Here is a 15,361-nt window from a genome sequence, read left to right on the forward strand (position 1 = left end):
CCTTTTAGGCCTTTAAATTGAAGGTTACCGGACCATCGTTACAGAGGCTCACTTGCATATCTGCGGCAAATTCACCCGTTGCGACTTTTATTCCTTGAGACTGTGCCTGACTCACAAAGTATTCATATAACTCACGTGCTTGATCTGGCGTTGCTGCAGATGAAAAGCTAGGTCGCATACCCTTTTTGGTATCTGCGGCTAATGTGAACTGCGATACAACCAGCAACTCACCTTGAATGTCCTTTAAACTCAAATTCATTTTATCGTTTTCATCTGAAAAAATACGGTAGTTGCTCACTTTATGCAGCAGTTTATCTGCGACTGCTTTATCGTCGAGCTTTTCAACCCCTAATAACAGTAATATCCCTTGTTGAATTTGACCTATAACACGATTATCTACTTGTACATTCGCGTGTTTTACGCGCTGAATTAATCCTTGCATTTATTCCTCGATAATTTGATAGACATAAGATCGGCAGCACGCCGCACTGCTGACAAATATACCTGATTATCAACACCGTGCCCAATTTCATCTAACACAAATAGCTGTGCATTGAGCTGTTTTGCAAACTGTTGTACTACGCTGAAACGGCAGACTAAATCATGTCTACCGTGAATAAACCACATAGGTAGCTTATGCAAGTTATGGCTATTTTTTACAATATAGTTTTCCTCAATAAAACAATTCTCGCTGAAAAAATGCACCATTAAACGAGCCATAAAAAGCCCTTGCTGAGGGCAATTTAGCGCCCACTGCGGTGACTGTTTTCCTTGTGACAGAACAGCCTCCCATTGACACCACTGCTTTGCATAGTGACTGGCATGAATTTGATCATCGCCATATAAGTGCTGCTTATAAGACGCAAAAATACTTTTCACATCACGTTGGCTTTGTGAGAAGTCTTGATAAAGCTCAGGGTAAAATTGTGCCGCAGCACCACTTGGGCCATATAACCATTCTAAATCAGCGTGAGTCGCTAAAAATGTACCGCGTAGTATAAGTCCTGCAACGTGCTTGTGATACTTAATTGCATACAGCAAGCATAGTGTTGCGCCCCATGATGCTCCACAAAGCGATAGCTTATCGATACCCAATGATTGTCTAAGGTAATTCAAATCCTCAATGAGATGATCAGAGGTATTTTGACTTACTTGGTGAGGAGTAGACAGGCCACAGCCACGCTGGCTATATAAAATAATACGATAACGAGTGGGATCAAAAAAACGGCAATTATCACGATTTAAACCAAGTCCTGGGCCACCATGGCAAATAATTACAGGAAGCCCATTGGGGTTACCATATTCTTGCACATGAAGCTGATGACCCTCACCGACACTCAGATGAAAGTCATTATAAGGGGTGATGTTCGGGTATAACTGCATAACGCTGACTCCTGTATCAGCGGTGCAAATGTTATGTGTGTGATGAGTCCGTTTCAAGTTGGATCTCGGGTGTATCTTCGATATTTTTAGGGCTAATACACACTGTAAATTCTGCACCTAGTAACACGACCGTCCACGAAAGGTATACCCAAACAAACAAAATTGGGATGGTTGCCACTGTCCCATAAATTAACTCATAGGATGGAAAGTGACTAATATACAAAGCAAATCCTTTTTTTGTTAATTCAAACAAAACCGCAGCAAAAATTGCACCGGGGATCGCCGCCTTAAATGGAACAGGTGTATTTGGAACTAAAGTATAGAGCAAAATAAAGCCCGCCATAGAAATTATAAAGGGTAAAAGTTTTATTAAAAAGCCACTAAACCCCGGGATTCCTTGATCTGCAAATGAAACTAAAGAAACAATATACGAAGAAATACCAATGCTGGCCCCTAATAAAACAGGCCCCAAAGTCAAAATCATCCAATATACAGAGAGTGAAATCATCAAAGGTCGTTTCTTCTTGATACGCCAGATACGGTTAAGCGTCGCATCAACATTTTTCATTAACAACAACGCTATTGCTGCTAAGAAGCTCACCCCTACCGCTGTCATCTGGTTAGCGTTACCTGCAAATGAACTGACATGCTCTCTTATTGCATCTGAAGACGCTGGCACAAAATTAGTGAACAAAAAGTTTTCAATCGCAACTCGCGTATCTTCAAAACCAGGGAAAGCTGAAAATATTGCCACTGCAACCGCAATTAAAGGCACTAATGAGAGTAATGTTACATACGCTAAATAGCCCGCATTAACTGTGATTTGGTCATCAATACAGCGGTTTAAATACTGCATCCACCAGCCCGGCTGCTGACGCAGAAATGAGCCTGCTTGATGCTTATAATGTGCTACCCTGTCGTTCATAAGTTAACTTTTTGCAAAATAGTTTTGATTATCATAGCAATCCACCACATAATTTAAAAACTAAACGGGAATTAAAAGGGATCTCAATGAAAAAACTTTCAGTACTCAGCGCACCCTTACTTGCGTTAACAATGACCTTAACAGGTTGCCAATCTGCTTATTATTCTGCCATGGAATCTGTAGGCGTACACAAACGCGACATTTTGGTTGACCGCGTTGAAGAAACTAAGGACTCTCAGGAAGAGTCTCAAGAAGAATTTCAATCGGCTTTAGATCGTTTATCTACCCTCATTAACTTTGATGGCGGCGACCTAAAAGAAGCCTACGACCAACTTAATAGTGATTACGAGTCAAGCCTCTCAGCTGCCAATGACGTAACCACTAATATAAATAAAGTTGAGGACGTAGCAGAGGCATTGTTCGACGAATGGGCCGATGAATTAGAGCAATACACAAACGCCTCATTAAAACGCCAAAGCAATAAGCAACTTAATTCAACCAAGCGCGATTTTGAAAAGTTATTACGCTCAATGCGTAACGCCGAAAGCAAAATGGAACCTGTATTATCATCACTACGAGATAATGTTTTATACTTAAAACATAATCTTAATGCGCAAGCTGTAACAGCAATTCAAGGTGAATTTACTAGCCTCAAACGCGACATAAAAGTGTTAATGGATGACATGAATAAGTCTATCGCTGATTCTAATAAGTTCATTGAGCAAATGAATAAAGCGGGATAAACCAGAGTTCAGGTTATTTAAAAACCGCGAGTTGGTGAGTTAAAAAGTATTAAGCCTGCAATTTTGCAGGCTTTTTTGTTATTTTTTGTTACTTTTTTAATATTTTTTAATCAGCTGTTTTTGGTACACTTTAAGCAATTACAATAATAAACTCAGTTACCAATGAAAATACGTACCTTTAGTCTGATCATCGTTTCGAGCATACTAGCAGCGTGTAGTGCTGCGAATCATGTGCAGATCATTGCTGGCCCAGATACGATTGTACCTCTTCATAAAGATGGTGAACGAGCTGGCCGCTATCATAACCTTTACCCCGGCAAAAAAACTTACCCTGTTAGCTGTAAAAGTGACTGCTACCCAAAAAACACTCGCTTAGTATGTGAAACAGAGGCTGAAAACTGTCAGTACCAAGGCGAACGAATAAACCCTAAACTCAAAACTGGTTTCGTTGTTCGTTGGCTCGGGCATGCTGGGTTTATGATAAAAACCCCCAACGGGCAACAAGTGGTATTTGATCCAGTTAAAGATCAATTTGATTCTCCTGTTGATTTAGCCTTTAGACTCGCCTCTGGGTTTTACCGTAAACCTGGCGATTGGCTTACAAAAAGCGAAATAAATAACTTAGACGCTGTGATGTATTCACATATTCATTATGATCATTTTAATAAAGCAGATATAGAAGAAATCGGCAATTCGCCTCGCTATCTAACACCACTCGGTATGGCAGATAATTTCCCCACGGGTGGCTTTAATATTAGCGAAATGGCTTGGTATGCAAAAACCAAGATCGATGATTTAACCATTCATGCATTGCCTGCACACCATTTTAGTAGTCGTGTTTTAGTGCCGTTTATCTACGAAGATAACGATAAAGATCTATGGAGTAGCTGGCTACTTGAACAAAATGGTAAAACACTGTTTTTTGCCGGTGATACAGGTTATTCACAGCATTTTAGCGATATTGAGCAAAAATATGGTGAAATTGATATTTGTTTAATACCCATAGCCTCTTATTACCATGAAGAAAATGGCGACTGGTATCGTTACGTTCATACCACACCAGAGGATGCGCTAAGTGCAGCACAAGACCTTAACTGTAAGGTCATGATCCCATGGGGGTATGGAAATTCTAGTTGGAAAATGGGCGATCACAGCAGCCACTCAGCACTGCTGCGCTTATTACACATGTACAACAAAATGGAGTCGCCAACTCCTCTGTATATTTTAAATGAAGGAGAAAGCGTCGCTTTATAAAGCGACGTTTGGATACATATTATCGGGGTCTTCAGTACTGCATTCATTACCACCAAGTGAACGATTGATTGGCCCCAATAGCATCTGTAAGAACCCATTAATCACATTCATTTCTTGGTTTGTATCTGTCCTATCCATAGCAAGGTTTTGCGCTTGTCGTTGCTGGCTTTGCGCGCCGCCAACAACAAAATCACAACCCGACCTCATCATTTGTGAAGAAGTACAACCTGATAACAACACAACCATAACTAAGGGTAACGCTTTAGCCACAATAATTCCTTAAATGTGTATTAGTTTAAGCACCCCCGTTATTTTACCTATTTTAAACACTAAAAATGTAAAAATCTGTTCTTATCGTATGCTGGTAACTACAGATGTTATTTAGCAGTCGTTCCTTTTTACTTGTTGTTTTCAAACTATGTTTCAGACAATATTACTAAAAATATATATTTGAGAATAACATGAAGAAATCAGCGTTGATTTCAAGCTTATTAGTATGTAATGCAGCTTTCGCTATTGATGTAGAACACACATCTACGCCAATTACTATTGATGGTGTTGCTGAAAGCGCTTGGGACAAAGCCACTTGGCAAACCATGCCACACCTTATGGATGGCACTCTCCCAGACTCAAGCAAGGACTTTAAAGGTCGCTACAAATTACTGTGGGATGAGGGTTATCTGTACTTGCAAGCTGATATTGCTGATGATGTACTAATTGATACACACCCAGATCCAACCGAAAAATACTGGGATGATGATGCCCTCGAAATCTTTATTGACAGTGATGCGTCTGGCGGTAAACATCAATTTAACCATACAGCATTTGCCTATCATATTGGCCTTGATAACCAAGCCGCCGATTTCGGGCCAGATAAAAAGCCTCACTTATACACAGACCACTTAGTCAGTCGCTGGCAGCGTAATACGAACGCTCCCTACAATATCACTTGGGAAGTAGCAATAAAGCTCTACCCAAATGATTACCAAGAAGGCACGCAAAACACCCCGCTTAAATTAACGCCAAAGCAAGTCGTTGGCTTTATGCTCGCCTACTGCGATAACGACGGCAGTAAAGTGCGTGAGCACTTTATGGGCTCACACGACGTACAGCCTGTTAACGGCAGTCGTAACCTTGGCTATATAGATGCTGATGTGTTTGGCAAAATCACTTTACTACCAAAAAAGTGATGTAAGTTAGTGTGTAGGTTGGAAGCGCAGCGAAACCCAAAAATAGGGGTTTTACATTATCAGTTGTTTTAGCTCTTACTCTTTTAGAGCTCAATACTAAAAACTGAAAACTTCTCTTACTTTAAAAACAAAAAAGCCGCTGTATCTTTCAATACAGCGGCTTTTAAAATCATTATTCTAAATTAATAGATTATGACTTAGGAGCACGACCCGCACGTTTACGCTCACTTTCAGTTAAGTGACGCTTACGGATACGAATGTTCTCAGGTGTAACTTCAACTAGCTCATCATCATCGATAAACTCAAGCGCTTGCTCAAGTGTATAATCTAGAGGTGGAACAAGAGATTGTGCTTCATCTGTACCAGATGCACGAACGTTTGTAAGTTGCTTACCTTTAAGTGCGTTAACTGTAAGGTCGTTATCACGGCTATGAATACCGATAACCATACCTTCATAAACTTCAACACCGTGACCGATAAATAGACGGCCGCGCTCTTGTAAGTTAAATAATGCGTTAGTAAGTGCTTTACCTGTTGCGTTAGCAATCATTACGCCGTTTTTACGAACACCTAGCTCGCCACCTTTGTGCGGACCGTAGTGATCGAACGTATGGTAAAGTAAACCAGAACCTGATGTTAGTGTCATGAACTCAGTTTGGAAACCGATTAAGCCACGGCTTGGGATCATAAAGTCCATACGCATACGGCCTTTACCATCTGGTGCCATGTCAGTTAGCTCACCTTTACGAAGACCAATTTGCTCCATGATAGAACCTTGATGCTCTTCTTCACAGTCAATTGTTAGTGTTTCATACGGTTCTTCTAACACACCATCAACAGTACGTAAGATTACTTCTGGACGAGATACAGCAAGCTCGTAACCTTCACGACGCATGTTCTCGATTAAGATACCAAGGTGTAATTCACCACGACCCGATACACGGAAGCTATCTGGGTTATCTGTATCAGCAACACGAAGTGCTACGTTGTGTACTAATTCTTTGTCTAAACGCTCACGAATATTACGTGATGTTACAAACTTACCTTCTTTACCACAGAACGGAGAGTTATTTACAGAGAACGTCATCGTTACTGTTGGCTCATCAACACTTAGTGGTGGTAATGCTTCAACATTGTTAGGGCAGCAAATCGTATCTGAAATCTTAAGCTCGCCAAGACCAGTAACTGTTACGATGTTACCAGCGAACGCTTTATCCGTTTCAATACGCTCAAGGCCTAGGTAGCTTTGTACTGAACCAATCTTACCGTTACGAGTCGTGCCGTCAGCACTGATAACTGTAACTTGTTGGTTAGGCGCAACAGAACCACGTTTGATACGGCCGATACCGATTACACCTTTATACGAGTTGTAATCAAGCTGAGAGATTTGCATTTGGAAGTCACCTTCAGGATCTGCATCCGGCGGTGATACTTCGTCAACGATCATCTTAAACATAGGTTCCATGTTGTCTGATGGCTCGTCTAAATCTAGTGTTGCCCAGCCATTGATAGCTGATGCATAGATTACTTTAAAGTCTAACTGTTCGTCAGTTGCGCCAAGGTTGTCGAATAAATCAAAGATTTGATCCATAACCCAATCTGGGCGAGCGCCTGGCTTATCAATTTTGTTGATAACAACGATTGGCTTTAAGCCTTGCGCGAATGCTTTTTGCGTTACGAAACGCGTTTGTGGCATTGGACCTTCTTGAGCATCAACAAGTAATAATACTGAGTCAGCCATCGAAAGTACGCGTTCAACTTCACCGCCAAAGTCGGCGTGTCCCGGGGTATCTACGATATTGATATGGTAGTCATTCCAAGAGATGGCCGTGTTTTTAGCCAAAATGGTAATACCACGTTCTTTCTCAATGTCGTTTGAGTCCATCACGCGCTCTTCGTTACCGCCGCGTGTTTCTAATGTACCTGATTGCTCAAGTAGTTTGTCAACCAGAGTTGTTTTACCGTGGTCAACGTGCGCGATAATCGCTATATTTCTTAACTGTTCGATGCTCATATATTTACTCAGAGAAGTTTATTCTCATTGATCCTGCAAGATCTACGCACTCATCTGCGTTTTCACCAGATGTCCCAGCATAGGATTTAAAAGGGCGCATATTATCCCTCATTAATGACATGGATGAAAGTTTATCCAATATAAATTTCAAAACTTTCTCAATACTTTTACTAAGTATCTGTTTTATATATGACAAATATATGAATTAAATTTCAATTATTTAGCTCAATTCGGTCATTTTGACTATTTTTAGGATATTTTTGGAAGTCTTTAGCATTTAGGTTATGCTAATTTCAAAGTGATTAAATTGTCAGCAAACACGCGTTGTAAACATTGCACCAAAAAGTAACATTTACGCACCAAATTGGTGCTTTTGTTAATTGGTATTTCAGGTGCTTTTATTTTTCCGCACTATAAACAATCGGTTATAAAACTGGCACAAAATCAGCTTACTTAAACTCAAAAGCAGTTATGCAGCAATAATAAAACCCAACAGTTGGAGGACACATGTCACAATCGGTTTTAGATTTTATTAAAGAAAATGACGTTAAGTTCATTGATTTACGCTTTACAGATACTAAAGGTAAAGAGCAACACGTTTCTATTCCTCATCACCAAGTTGATGAAGACTTCTTTGAAGACGGTAAAATGTTCGACGGTTCTTCAATCGCAGGTTGGAAAGGCATCAATGAATCAGACATGGTATTAATGCCAGTTGCTGAATCAGTAAAGCTTGACCCATTCACAGAAGAAGCAACATTAATCGTTCGTTGTGACGTTGTAGAGCCATCTACATTACAAGGTTACGAGCGCGACCCGCGTTCTGTTGCAAAACGCGCAGAAGAATACATGCGCTCTACAGGTATCGCTGATACTGTGCTTTTCGGTCCAGAGCCAGAGTTCTTCCTATTTGATGACGTTAAGTATAAAACTGACATGTCAGGCTCAATGTATAAAATTGATGCTGAAGAAGCTGCATGGAACTCTGATAAAGATTACGAAGGCGGTAACTCAGGCCATCGTCCAGGTGTTAAAGGCGGTTACTTCCCATGTTCACCAGTTGATTCTTCACAAGATTGGCGTTCAGCTACTTGTTTAGTGCTTGAAGAGCTTGGTCAAGTTGTTGAAGCGCATCACCACGAAGTTGCAACAGCTGGTCAAAACGAAATCGCTACTCGCTTTAACACAATGGTATTAAAAGCTGATGAAATCCAAGAAATGAAATATGTTATTCATAACATGGCTCATTTATATGGAAAAACAGCGACATTTATGCCTAAGCCTATCGTTGGCGACAACGGTTCAGGTATGCACTGTCACCAATCTTTAGCTAAAGACGGCGTTAACTTATTCGCTGGCGACAAGTACGGCGGTCTTTCTGAAGACGCACTTTACTACATCGGTGGTATCATCAAACACGCTAAAGCAATTAACGCTTTTGCTAACGCCTCTACTAACTCGTACAAGCGTTTAGTACCAGGCTTTGAAGCACCAGTAATGCTTGCATACTCTGCACGTAACCGTTCAGCTTCAATCCGTATCCCAGTAGTACCATCTGAAAAAGGTCGTCGTATCGAAGTGCGCTTCCCTGATCCTACTGCTAACCCTTACCTTGCATTTGCTTCAATGCTTATGGCTGGTCTTGACGGTATCAAAAACAAGATTCACCCTGGCGATGCAATGGATAAAGATTTATACGACTTACCAGCAGAAGAAGCAGCTGAAATTCCACAAGTTGCAGCTTCATTAGACGAAGCACTTGCAGCACTGAGTGCTGACCGTGAGTTCTTAACGCAAGGTGGCGTATTCACTGATGACTTAATCGATGCTTACATCAACCTTAAGTCTCAAGAAGTTGAAAAGCTTAACATGACAACTCACCCAGTTGAGTTTGAAATGTACTACAGTGTTTAATGCGCTGTAGATAGAATTGTCTAGATTATAGACAAGTCTTAATGTGTGTTCTCAAGGCCCGCTTGTCGGGCTTTTTTTATGGCAAAACGGTTTTTTTTCCACTAAAGTTTAAGCAGTTTTTTGAAATGCAAGGCTGGCCGAAAAGTGAAAATTACAATTCTTGGTTTATTGATAATCATTTTATTCAGTTTTTACAGTCAAGCTGGTGATAAGAAGATTTATTCATGGAAAGATAAAAATGGCGTACTCGTTTTTTCAGACACGCCCAGACCTGGGGCTGTAGAAGTCAAACTAACGAGCCAAGTACTCTCCATGCCAACAACGGATACCAGCATTTTAAATGAAACTAAACCGACTGCAATAAAGCCTTTTAAAATAGAAATAGCGTCGCCTGAAAATGAACAAACTATCAGAGAAAATACCGGTTCGGTATACGTAAATAGTCGCGTAACCCCTCGCTTTGAAAGTGACTTTAAAGTTCAATTATTCGTTGATGGGATCGCACATGCTCAACCAAGTGCAACTAATACGTTTGCGCTTAGAAATGTTGACCGTGGTGAACACTCTTTACAAGTTAAGCTATTTGACCCAACAGGTAAACTCATCGCAGTAAGCCCAAGCCATGTATTTTTTATGCATAGACAATCTGCATTATAAATATGAAGCAGTCCATTTGGTTGCGACTGTAAATAAATAAAGTATGCTAAGCTGCGGTTATCATCAACGCACTAAAATGGTGCAACATGCCCGATAATAAAAAATTTGACCCTGAGTTACTTGCCAGTATTTGGAAAAACCTAACCACCGCGGTTATTTTGGTAGATAAAGATTTTACCCTTGTTTATGTAAACGATAGCGCCAGTGAGTTATTAGGACTCAGCCCTAAACGGATGCTCAACCAACCGTTCGATAGCTTATTTAACTACCACTCTGTAGACCTTAAACGTATAGCTCACTACTCACTTATCGACGGGGTGGATTGCCACCAGCACAGAGCAGACGTGGTTTTCGTAGATTCTCGCCACGCAAAGTTAGCCATCAGTGCACGCCGTGTAAAGCTTGATGATGCGTTTTATATTTTATTTGAATGTCGTCAAACCGATGATGAAATTCGCCATGACCAAGCCTCCAATCAGATGCACCAATACCAAGCCGCACGTAACTTAATACGGGGCCTTGCTCATGAAATAAAAAATCCCCTTGGTGGAATACGCGGAGCGGCGCAATTATTGCAGTATGAGGTTGATCAGCAAGAGCGAGACCAATGTGCTGAACTTATAATTGAACAAGCCGATCGCCTGCGTGAGCTCGTTGATAAACTGTTAGGACCGAATCAGTTACTAAAAAAGACACACGGTAACATTCACCAAACGTTAGAGTCGGTTGTTAAATTGAGTACACTTGATAGTAATAACAATATTAGCCTAGAAAAAGATTACGACCCGAGCATTCCTGACGTGTATATAGATCAAGGGAAAATTCAACAGGTGGTGTTAAATATTGTTCGCAACGCTCAGCAAGCACTTGTTGATGGGGGTGTGATTAAGCTAAAAACACGCATTAACCATCAACAGCGCAGGCCCGGAAAAGCGCCTAAAAAAGCACTGCTGATCCAAATATCAGACAACGGACCAGGAATAGATAGCAGTATTAGAGAGACTCTTTTCTATCCGATGATCACCAACAAAGAAGGGGGATCCGGATTAGGGCTTTCAATAGCGCAAACTCTTATAGACCAACATAACGGCTATATCGAATGCGATAGCTGGCCTGGTCACACAGAATTTAATATATATCTGCCTTTTGTGGATTAATCGGTTGGAGTCGCCATGAAAACAGTTTGGCTTGTTGATGATGATGCGTCTATTCGCTTCGTTTTAGAAAAGGCGCTTTCGCGCGCAGGATTTAATACTGAAAGTTTTGCTAATGCACAAGATGTATTAACAGCACTTAAATTTAGCCAACCAACCGTGCTTGTCTCTGACGTACGTATGCCTGGCATGGATGGCATGGCATTACTGGAGTTAATCGCAGAACAAAATCCTGGATTACCGGTAATCATCATGACTGCCCACTCAGATTTAGACTCCGCGGTCAATGCATTCCAAAAAGGTGCTTTTGAATATCTCGCAAAACCATTTGATTTAAATGAAGCGGTCGCTTTGGTCGAGAGTGCTTGCCGTGCAAACTCAGCAAAGAAAACTAAGCGTAAAGCTGCGCCTCCAAAAAGTGCTCACATTATTGGTGAAGCGCCTGCTATGCAAGAGGTGTTTCGAGCGATTGGTAAGCTGTCAGCATCGAGTATGAGCGTACTTATTAATGGTGAGTCAGGCACAGGTAAAGAGCTCGTTGCAAGTGCCTTACATAACCACAGCCCGCGTAAAGAAAATCAATTTATTGCTCTAAATATGGCGGCAATCCCAAAAGAGTTAGTTGAATCTGAGCTCTTTGGCCACGAAAAGGGCGCATTTACCGGCGCCGATACAGTGCGCAAAGGTCGCTTTGAACAAGCTAATGGCGGCACTTTATTTTTGGATGAAATTGGTGACATGCCCCTTGATGTGCAAACACGTTTACTGCGTGTGCTTGCTGATGGCGAGTTTTACCGCGTAGGTGGTCATCAAAGTATTAAAGTTGATGTACGTATTATTGCTGCAACACACCAAAACCTTGAAGATCTTGTTAAGCAAGGAAAATTCAGGGATGATTTATTCCATCGTTTAAACGTAGTGAGGTTACGCTTACCAGCCTTGCGTGAACGCACCGAAGATATAGAGCGTTTAGCGCAACACTTTTTACATAAAAGTGCAAAAGACCTACAAGTAGAAAGTAAAATACTCAGCCCTAAAGCTACTGATTTACTACGTCTATTCAATTGGCCAGGTAATGTTCGCCAACTTGAAAACACCTGTCGCTGGTTAACTGTTATGGCGCCTGGTGAGCTGGTAAGTGAACAAGATTTACCGCCTGAAATACTCGAAGCTGAAGCCACTCAACAAGAAGGCGACTGGCTAGACTCTTTCCAGCAATGGCTCAATCAAGAGTTAAAGCAAGGCAAAGAGAATATCTGGCCGAATATTCAAGCGCAATTAGAAACTCGTTTAATAAAAACAGCATTAGCTAACTGTGCAGGGCATAAGCAAGAAGCGGCGGTTAAAATTGGCTGGGGCCGCAATACATTGACCCGTAAGTTAAAAGAGCGCAATATCAGTTGATAGCTAGTAACAGCAATGACCTATTTCTATGAAGTTAATTGAACATATTCCATTAATAAGGCAAATGGAAATCATCAACAGGCTAAACTTTTTTAGAGAGTTTACCTTAGACGAACGACAAATATTGCTTGAATCATTTAGCCACTTATATTTAGTGCAACAAAATCGTTTTGTGTTTAAGCAGTTTGATAACGATAAACAGCTCTATATTGTATTGAGCGGCAAAATTGTTATTTTTAGGCATAGCCACTTGCTCGACTTAGGCACAATTGAGCCCGGTGAATTTATAGGTGAAGGTGCGTTTATTAATAACCGTGCTAGAAGCACCAGCGCCCGTGCAATGTGCGATACTATTGTATTAGCTGTCACCCCAGAAGCGTTAACACGATTACCCAATGTTATTCGCGAAAAAATTAAAGACCGTATAATTGAAGGAATGAGCGAGCGCATTGCAAAGCTTAGTGAGCATATTGAAAACCATGGTTAGATCTGCATTAATCCATATAAACGACTTGTAATGAGCAATTTAGCCAGCTGGGCTTATTAACATAAGCCGTTATAGTGTATGTGTCTGATGGCTTGGCGCCAAAAGGTGTATTGATCAATGGCTGAGTGTGATTGTATGCTTGCGAATAATTACGGTAGTAAATAACTAAGTAACCATATAAATACTCCCATTTTAATGTCACTTTTGCCCCGCTGGTTAAAGTGAACTCAGCATGTTGATCAGTGAAACTCACCGCTAAATCATTATACTCATCCTTTTCACACTCAGTGGTGCGTACGTTTCTCGGCATAGTAAACGCTTCATCCGGATCGCTATTTTTTAAATAAAAACCAATATTACCATCACCATAAAAGTGATTTGCACGTGTTGTATAACTTACTTCTGGTTGGTACCCCAACTCTTGCATAATGACCGTTAATTGCTGCGCCTGCGCGCGGAGGATTTTATCACTTGCTAGCATCAATGTAGCTGCGCCAAATTCTTTCGGCACACCAATATCAACATACTCATAAGGTAATGATTGTGCTTTTAACGCCGCATCAAGCTGCTTTCGCTGTTCATCCTGAAGGTTTTCACTAAAGATATAAACGGTGGGTTGTTGGCATGCTGCCAAAAGTACGAGAAAGATGAATGTTAAAAGTCCGTTTTTCATGGTTGCTCCTATTGATTACACTTGTAGTCTATTGGAGGCAGCCATTAAAAGCAACTTAATTGATTTGGCTGTTTAACCACGCATCAACACTTTGGCGGGTATACAACACATCTTTGAACAAACGATGGCGCTCAAATTTAAGTAAGCGCTCTTTGTTGTTGTCACCACTGACAAGCTGACTGTGATTATCGTTAAACTTAGAAATCACTGAAAACCCTTTTTCAATATTTGGTGAGCGCTGCTTAACTGTTTTTGTAAGGTGGGTTCTGACATCATCGGCTGTTAACATATCTGAGTTATTCAACCCCATTAACTCTTTTCTCATTGCTAATCTTACGCCCATTTTCTACTCCATAATCAGTGTAATAACATTTACACTTTGGTTACTGCTATCTAGCGGATATAAATTTGAAACATGTATTGGCAAATAACAGGCCAGATTTGAAAGCTGGAGCTTAACGCTAAAATGCTACAGTTTTTTTAAATACGTGAGAAAGACTAGAAAAGTTTTAAATTCCAGATAAGAGTTTTTAATTGCCAATTAAGCGTTAGTGCAAAACTCGCTCTAAGCCTTTATAATAAAGACTATGCCCTACCTCACTGAGATCAAACATGAACGACGAATACATTGAAATTGAATTAGAAGAAGAACCCATTGAACTATGCAAACTACTCAAAGTTCTTGATTTAGTAGAAGGTGGTGGCCAAGCAAAAAATTTAATTACTGAAGGTTATGTTGGCGTTAACCATGAAATATGTACAATAAAACGGAAAAAATTATACAGTGGTGATGTACTTGAGTTTGATGGTGAATGGTTTCAGTTAACCTTGAGTGAAGACGCAACCCCCGCGCAAAGACCAACAGAAAGCTCACAATCTGAAACTGCTAAAGCACCTGAGCAAGCAGCAACGCCAGCTAAAAGTAAACGTAAACGCACGAAAAAGCCAAAAGTGGACGAAAAAACGGGTCGTCGCCCTATTTCATTTGGTTAAATTAAAAAGTACTTGTCAATTAAGCAATAGCTGTCTTTAATTACTCTTTTATAATAACAATTAAAAAAGGGTATTATGACAACTCACACTTTACCAACTTGGCTAAAAAGCACTGCATGGGCGGCACTTGTTTGGAACTTACTTGGGGTTATAGCCTTTGTGATGCAAATGCTAATGACTCCTGAAATGATCAGTAAACTCCCGGTAGAACAACAAGCTGCCTATTCAAACATTCCATTTTGGTCAACACTTGCTTTTGCTATTGCGGTGTTTGGCGGAACGTTAGGCTGTATATTACTGCTGTGTAAAAAAGCCTTAGCTCGCAGCGTATTTGCACTTTCTACATTAGCGATTTTTGTACAACAGTTTTATAATTTTGTCGTTATAAATAGTTTAGAACTTATGGGTGCTAGCGCTGTATTTATGCCAATACTTGTAATTATTATCGCTCTTTTACTATTAGCTATTAGCCACAAAGCAATACACAAAGGCTGGCTAAAATAACACCAAGAAGGCGCTTGCCTTAGAATACCCAAACCACCTAAAAATGCAGAATTCAGCGTTTCACAG

Annotated in this window: 17 protein-coding genes; 10 read left to right on the top strand and 7 right to left on the bottom strand. The window is 40.6% G+C overall.

The genetic code is table 11. The features are described from left to right. Window positions 1–4: 4 nt before the first annotated feature. From dtd to CSC79_RS08885, 3 genes are read right to left on the bottom strand one after another with little or no spacing between them, the layout of a single operon-like run. Window positions 5–442 carry a D-aminoacyl-tRNA deacylase gene (dtd, locus tag CSC79_RS08875; RefSeq protein ID WP_099295464.1) on the bottom strand — a complete coding sequence of 146 codons (438 nt, stop codon included), beginning with the start codon at window positions 440–442 and terminating at the stop codon, window positions 5–7. Continuing rightward, window positions 430–1,383 carry an alpha/beta fold hydrolase gene (locus CSC79_RS08880; RefSeq protein ID WP_099295465.1) on the bottom strand — a complete coding sequence of 318 codons (954 nt, stop codon included), beginning with the start codon at window positions 1,381–1,383 and terminating at the stop codon, window positions 430–432. Before CSC79_RS08880 ends, dtd begins: the two co-directional genes overlap by 13 nt. Window positions 1,384–1,414: 31 nt before the next feature. Next, a complete protein-coding gene (locus CSC79_RS08885) occupies window positions 1,415–2,308 on the bottom strand; it encodes a virulence factor BrkB family protein (protein WP_099295466.1) in 894 nt (297 codons plus the stop codon). Window positions 2,309–2,394: 86 nt separating this feature from the next. On the opposite strand from CSC79_RS08885, the gene CSC79_RS08890 reads away from it, so the two are divergent. After that, window positions 2,395–3,051: a DUF2959 domain-containing protein gene (locus CSC79_RS08890; protein ID WP_099295467.1), complete on the top strand. Its 657-nt coding sequence runs from the start codon at window positions 2,395–2,397 to the stop codon at window positions 3,049–3,051. Between the two features lie 162 nt (window positions 3,052–3,213). After that, a complete protein-coding gene (locus CSC79_RS08895) occupies window positions 3,214–4,305 on the top strand; it encodes an MBL fold metallo-hydrolase (RefSeq protein ID WP_099295468.1) in 1,092 nt (363 codons plus the stop codon). On the opposite strand, the gene CSC79_RS08900 is transcribed toward CSC79_RS08895, so the two are convergent. Next, window positions 4,300–4,575, bottom strand: a complete 276-nt coding sequence (locus CSC79_RS08900) for a hypothetical protein (RefSeq protein ID WP_099295469.1) — start codon at window positions 4,573–4,575, stop codon at window positions 4,300–4,302. The genes CSC79_RS08895 and CSC79_RS08900 overlap by 6 nt on opposite strands. Before the next feature lie 191 nt (window positions 4,576–4,766). Here CSC79_RS08900 and CSC79_RS08905 point away from each other — a divergent pair, with 191 nt between their 5' ends. Further along, window positions 4,767–5,495, top strand: coding sequence for a CBM9 family sugar-binding protein (locus tag CSC79_RS08905; protein WP_099295470.1), 729 nt, complete (start codon window positions 4,767–4,769; stop codon window positions 5,493–5,495). 190 nt (window positions 5,496–5,685) lie between these two features. Here CSC79_RS08905 and typA read toward each other — a convergent pair whose 3' ends face one another. Beyond that, the gene (gene typA / locus CSC79_RS08910) at window positions 5,686–7,509 is read right to left on the bottom strand and encodes a translational GTPase TypA (RefSeq protein WP_099295471.1); all 1,824 of its coding nucleotides are present in this window, start codon (window positions 7,507–7,509) and stop codon (window positions 5,686–5,688) included. A 507-nt stretch (window positions 7,510–8,016) separates the two neighbouring features. Between typA and glnA the strand changes: the two genes are divergently transcribed. The 5 genes from glnA to CSC79_RS08935 all read left to right on the top strand — a co-directional run bounded on the left by glnA (window position 8,017) and on the right by CSC79_RS08935 (window position 13,125). Then, on the top strand, window positions 8,017–9,423 hold the full coding sequence (glnA, locus tag CSC79_RS08915; protein WP_099295472.1) for a glutamate--ammonia ligase: 1,407 nt from the start codon (window positions 8,017–8,019) through the stop codon (window positions 9,421–9,423). A gap of 144 nt (window positions 9,424–9,567) precedes the next feature. Beyond that, window positions 9,568–10,080 (top strand): DUF4124 domain-containing protein, encoded by a 513-nt coding sequence (locus CSC79_RS08920; RefSeq protein ID WP_099295473.1) that lies wholly within the window; start codon window positions 9,568–9,570, stop codon window positions 10,078–10,080. An 86-nt stretch (window positions 10,081–10,166) separates the two neighbouring features. Beyond that, window positions 10,167–11,237 (top strand): nitrogen regulation protein NR(II), encoded by a 1,071-nt coding sequence (glnL, locus tag CSC79_RS08925; protein WP_099295474.1) that lies wholly within the window; start codon window positions 10,167–10,169, stop codon window positions 11,235–11,237. Between the two features lie 15 nt (window positions 11,238–11,252). Further along, the gene (gene ntrC / locus CSC79_RS08930; protein ID WP_099295475.1) at window positions 11,253–12,638 is read left to right on the top strand and encodes a nitrogen regulation protein NR(I); all 1,386 of its coding nucleotides are present in this window, start codon (window positions 11,253–11,255) and stop codon (window positions 12,636–12,638) included. A gap of 28 nt (window positions 12,639–12,666) precedes the next feature. After that, entirely contained in the window at window positions 12,667–13,125 is a 459-nt protein-coding gene (locus CSC79_RS08935; RefSeq protein WP_099295476.1) for a cyclic nucleotide-binding domain-containing protein, read from the top strand. Between the two features lie 7 nt (window positions 13,126–13,132). Here the strand turns inward: CSC79_RS08935 and CSC79_RS08940 are convergent, their stop codons facing one another. After that, window positions 13,133–13,798 (bottom strand): hypothetical protein, encoded by a 666-nt coding sequence (locus CSC79_RS08940; protein WP_099295477.1) that lies wholly within the window; start codon window positions 13,796–13,798, stop codon window positions 13,133–13,135. A 55-nt stretch (window positions 13,799–13,853) separates the two neighbouring features. Then, window positions 13,854–14,141, bottom strand: coding sequence for a hypothetical protein (locus tag CSC79_RS08945; protein ID WP_099295478.1), 288 nt, complete (start codon window positions 14,139–14,141; stop codon window positions 13,854–13,856). Window positions 14,142–14,410: 269 nt separating this feature from the next. On the opposite strand from CSC79_RS08945, the gene CSC79_RS08950 reads away from it, so the two are divergent. Together CSC79_RS08950 and CSC79_RS08955 are read left to right on the top strand one after the other, a co-directional pair. Continuing rightward, on the top strand, window positions 14,411–14,791 hold the full coding sequence (locus CSC79_RS08950; protein ID WP_099295479.1) for an RNA-binding S4 domain-containing protein: 381 nt from the start codon (window positions 14,411–14,413) through the stop codon (window positions 14,789–14,791). 75 nt (window positions 14,792–14,866) lie between these two features. After that, window positions 14,867–15,295, top strand: coding sequence for a hypothetical protein (locus tag CSC79_RS08955; protein ID WP_099295480.1), 429 nt, complete (start codon window positions 14,867–14,869; stop codon window positions 15,293–15,295). Window positions 15,296–15,361 lie beyond the last annotated feature (66 nt).

It is taken from the genome of Pseudoalteromonas sp. 3D05, from assembly GCF_002723455.1.
In the GTDB taxonomy this organism is placed as follows: Bacteria; Pseudomonadota; Gammaproteobacteria; order Enterobacterales; family Alteromonadaceae; genus Pseudoalteromonas.

Coding starts and splice junctions, on each gene's coding strand:
- dtd (WP_099295464.1), bottom strand. CDS start 442: ATGCAAGGATTAATTCAGCGCGTAAAACACGCGAATGTACAAGTAGAT.
- CSC79_RS08880 (WP_099295465.1), bottom strand. CDS start 1,383: ATGCAGTTATACCCGAACATCACCCCTTATAATGACTTTCATCTGAGT.
- CSC79_RS08885 (WP_099295466.1), bottom strand. CDS start 2,308: ATGAACGACAGGGTAGCACATTATAAGCATCAAGCAGGCTCATTTCTG.
- CSC79_RS08890 (WP_099295467.1), top strand. CDS start 2,395: ATGAAAAAACTTTCAGTACTCAGCGCACCCTTACTTGCGTTAACAATG.
- CSC79_RS08895 (WP_099295468.1), top strand. CDS start 3,214: ATGAAAATACGTACCTTTAGTCTGATCATCGTTTCGAGCATACTAGCA.
- CSC79_RS08905 (WP_099295470.1), top strand. CDS start 4,767: ATGAAGAAATCAGCGTTGATTTCAAGCTTATTAGTATGTAATGCAGCT.
- typA (WP_099295471.1), bottom strand. CDS start 7,509: ATGAGCATCGAACAGTTAAGAAATATAGCGATTATCGCGCACGTTGAC.
- glnA (WP_099295472.1), top strand. CDS start 8,017: ATGTCACAATCGGTTTTAGATTTTATTAAAGAAAATGACGTTAAGTTC.
- glnL (WP_099295474.1), top strand. CDS start 10,167: ATGCCCGATAATAAAAAATTTGACCCTGAGTTACTTGCCAGTATTTGG.
- ntrC (WP_099295475.1), top strand. CDS start 11,253: ATGAAAACAGTTTGGCTTGTTGATGATGATGCGTCTATTCGCTTCGTT.
- CSC79_RS08935 (WP_099295476.1), top strand. CDS start 12,667: ATGAAGTTAATTGAACATATTCCATTAATAAGGCAAATGGAAATCATC.
- CSC79_RS08940 (WP_099295477.1), bottom strand. CDS start 13,798: ATGAAAAACGGACTTTTAACATTCATCTTTCTCGTACTTTTGGCAGCA.
- CSC79_RS08945 (WP_099295478.1), bottom strand. CDS start 14,141: ATGGGCGTAAGATTAGCAATGAGAAAAGAGTTAATGGGGTTGAATAAC.
- CSC79_RS08950 (WP_099295479.1), top strand. CDS start 14,411: ATGAACGACGAATACATTGAAATTGAATTAGAAGAAGAACCCATTGAA.
- CSC79_RS08955 (WP_099295480.1), top strand. CDS start 14,867: ATGACAACTCACACTTTACCAACTTGGCTAAAAAGCACTGCATGGGCG.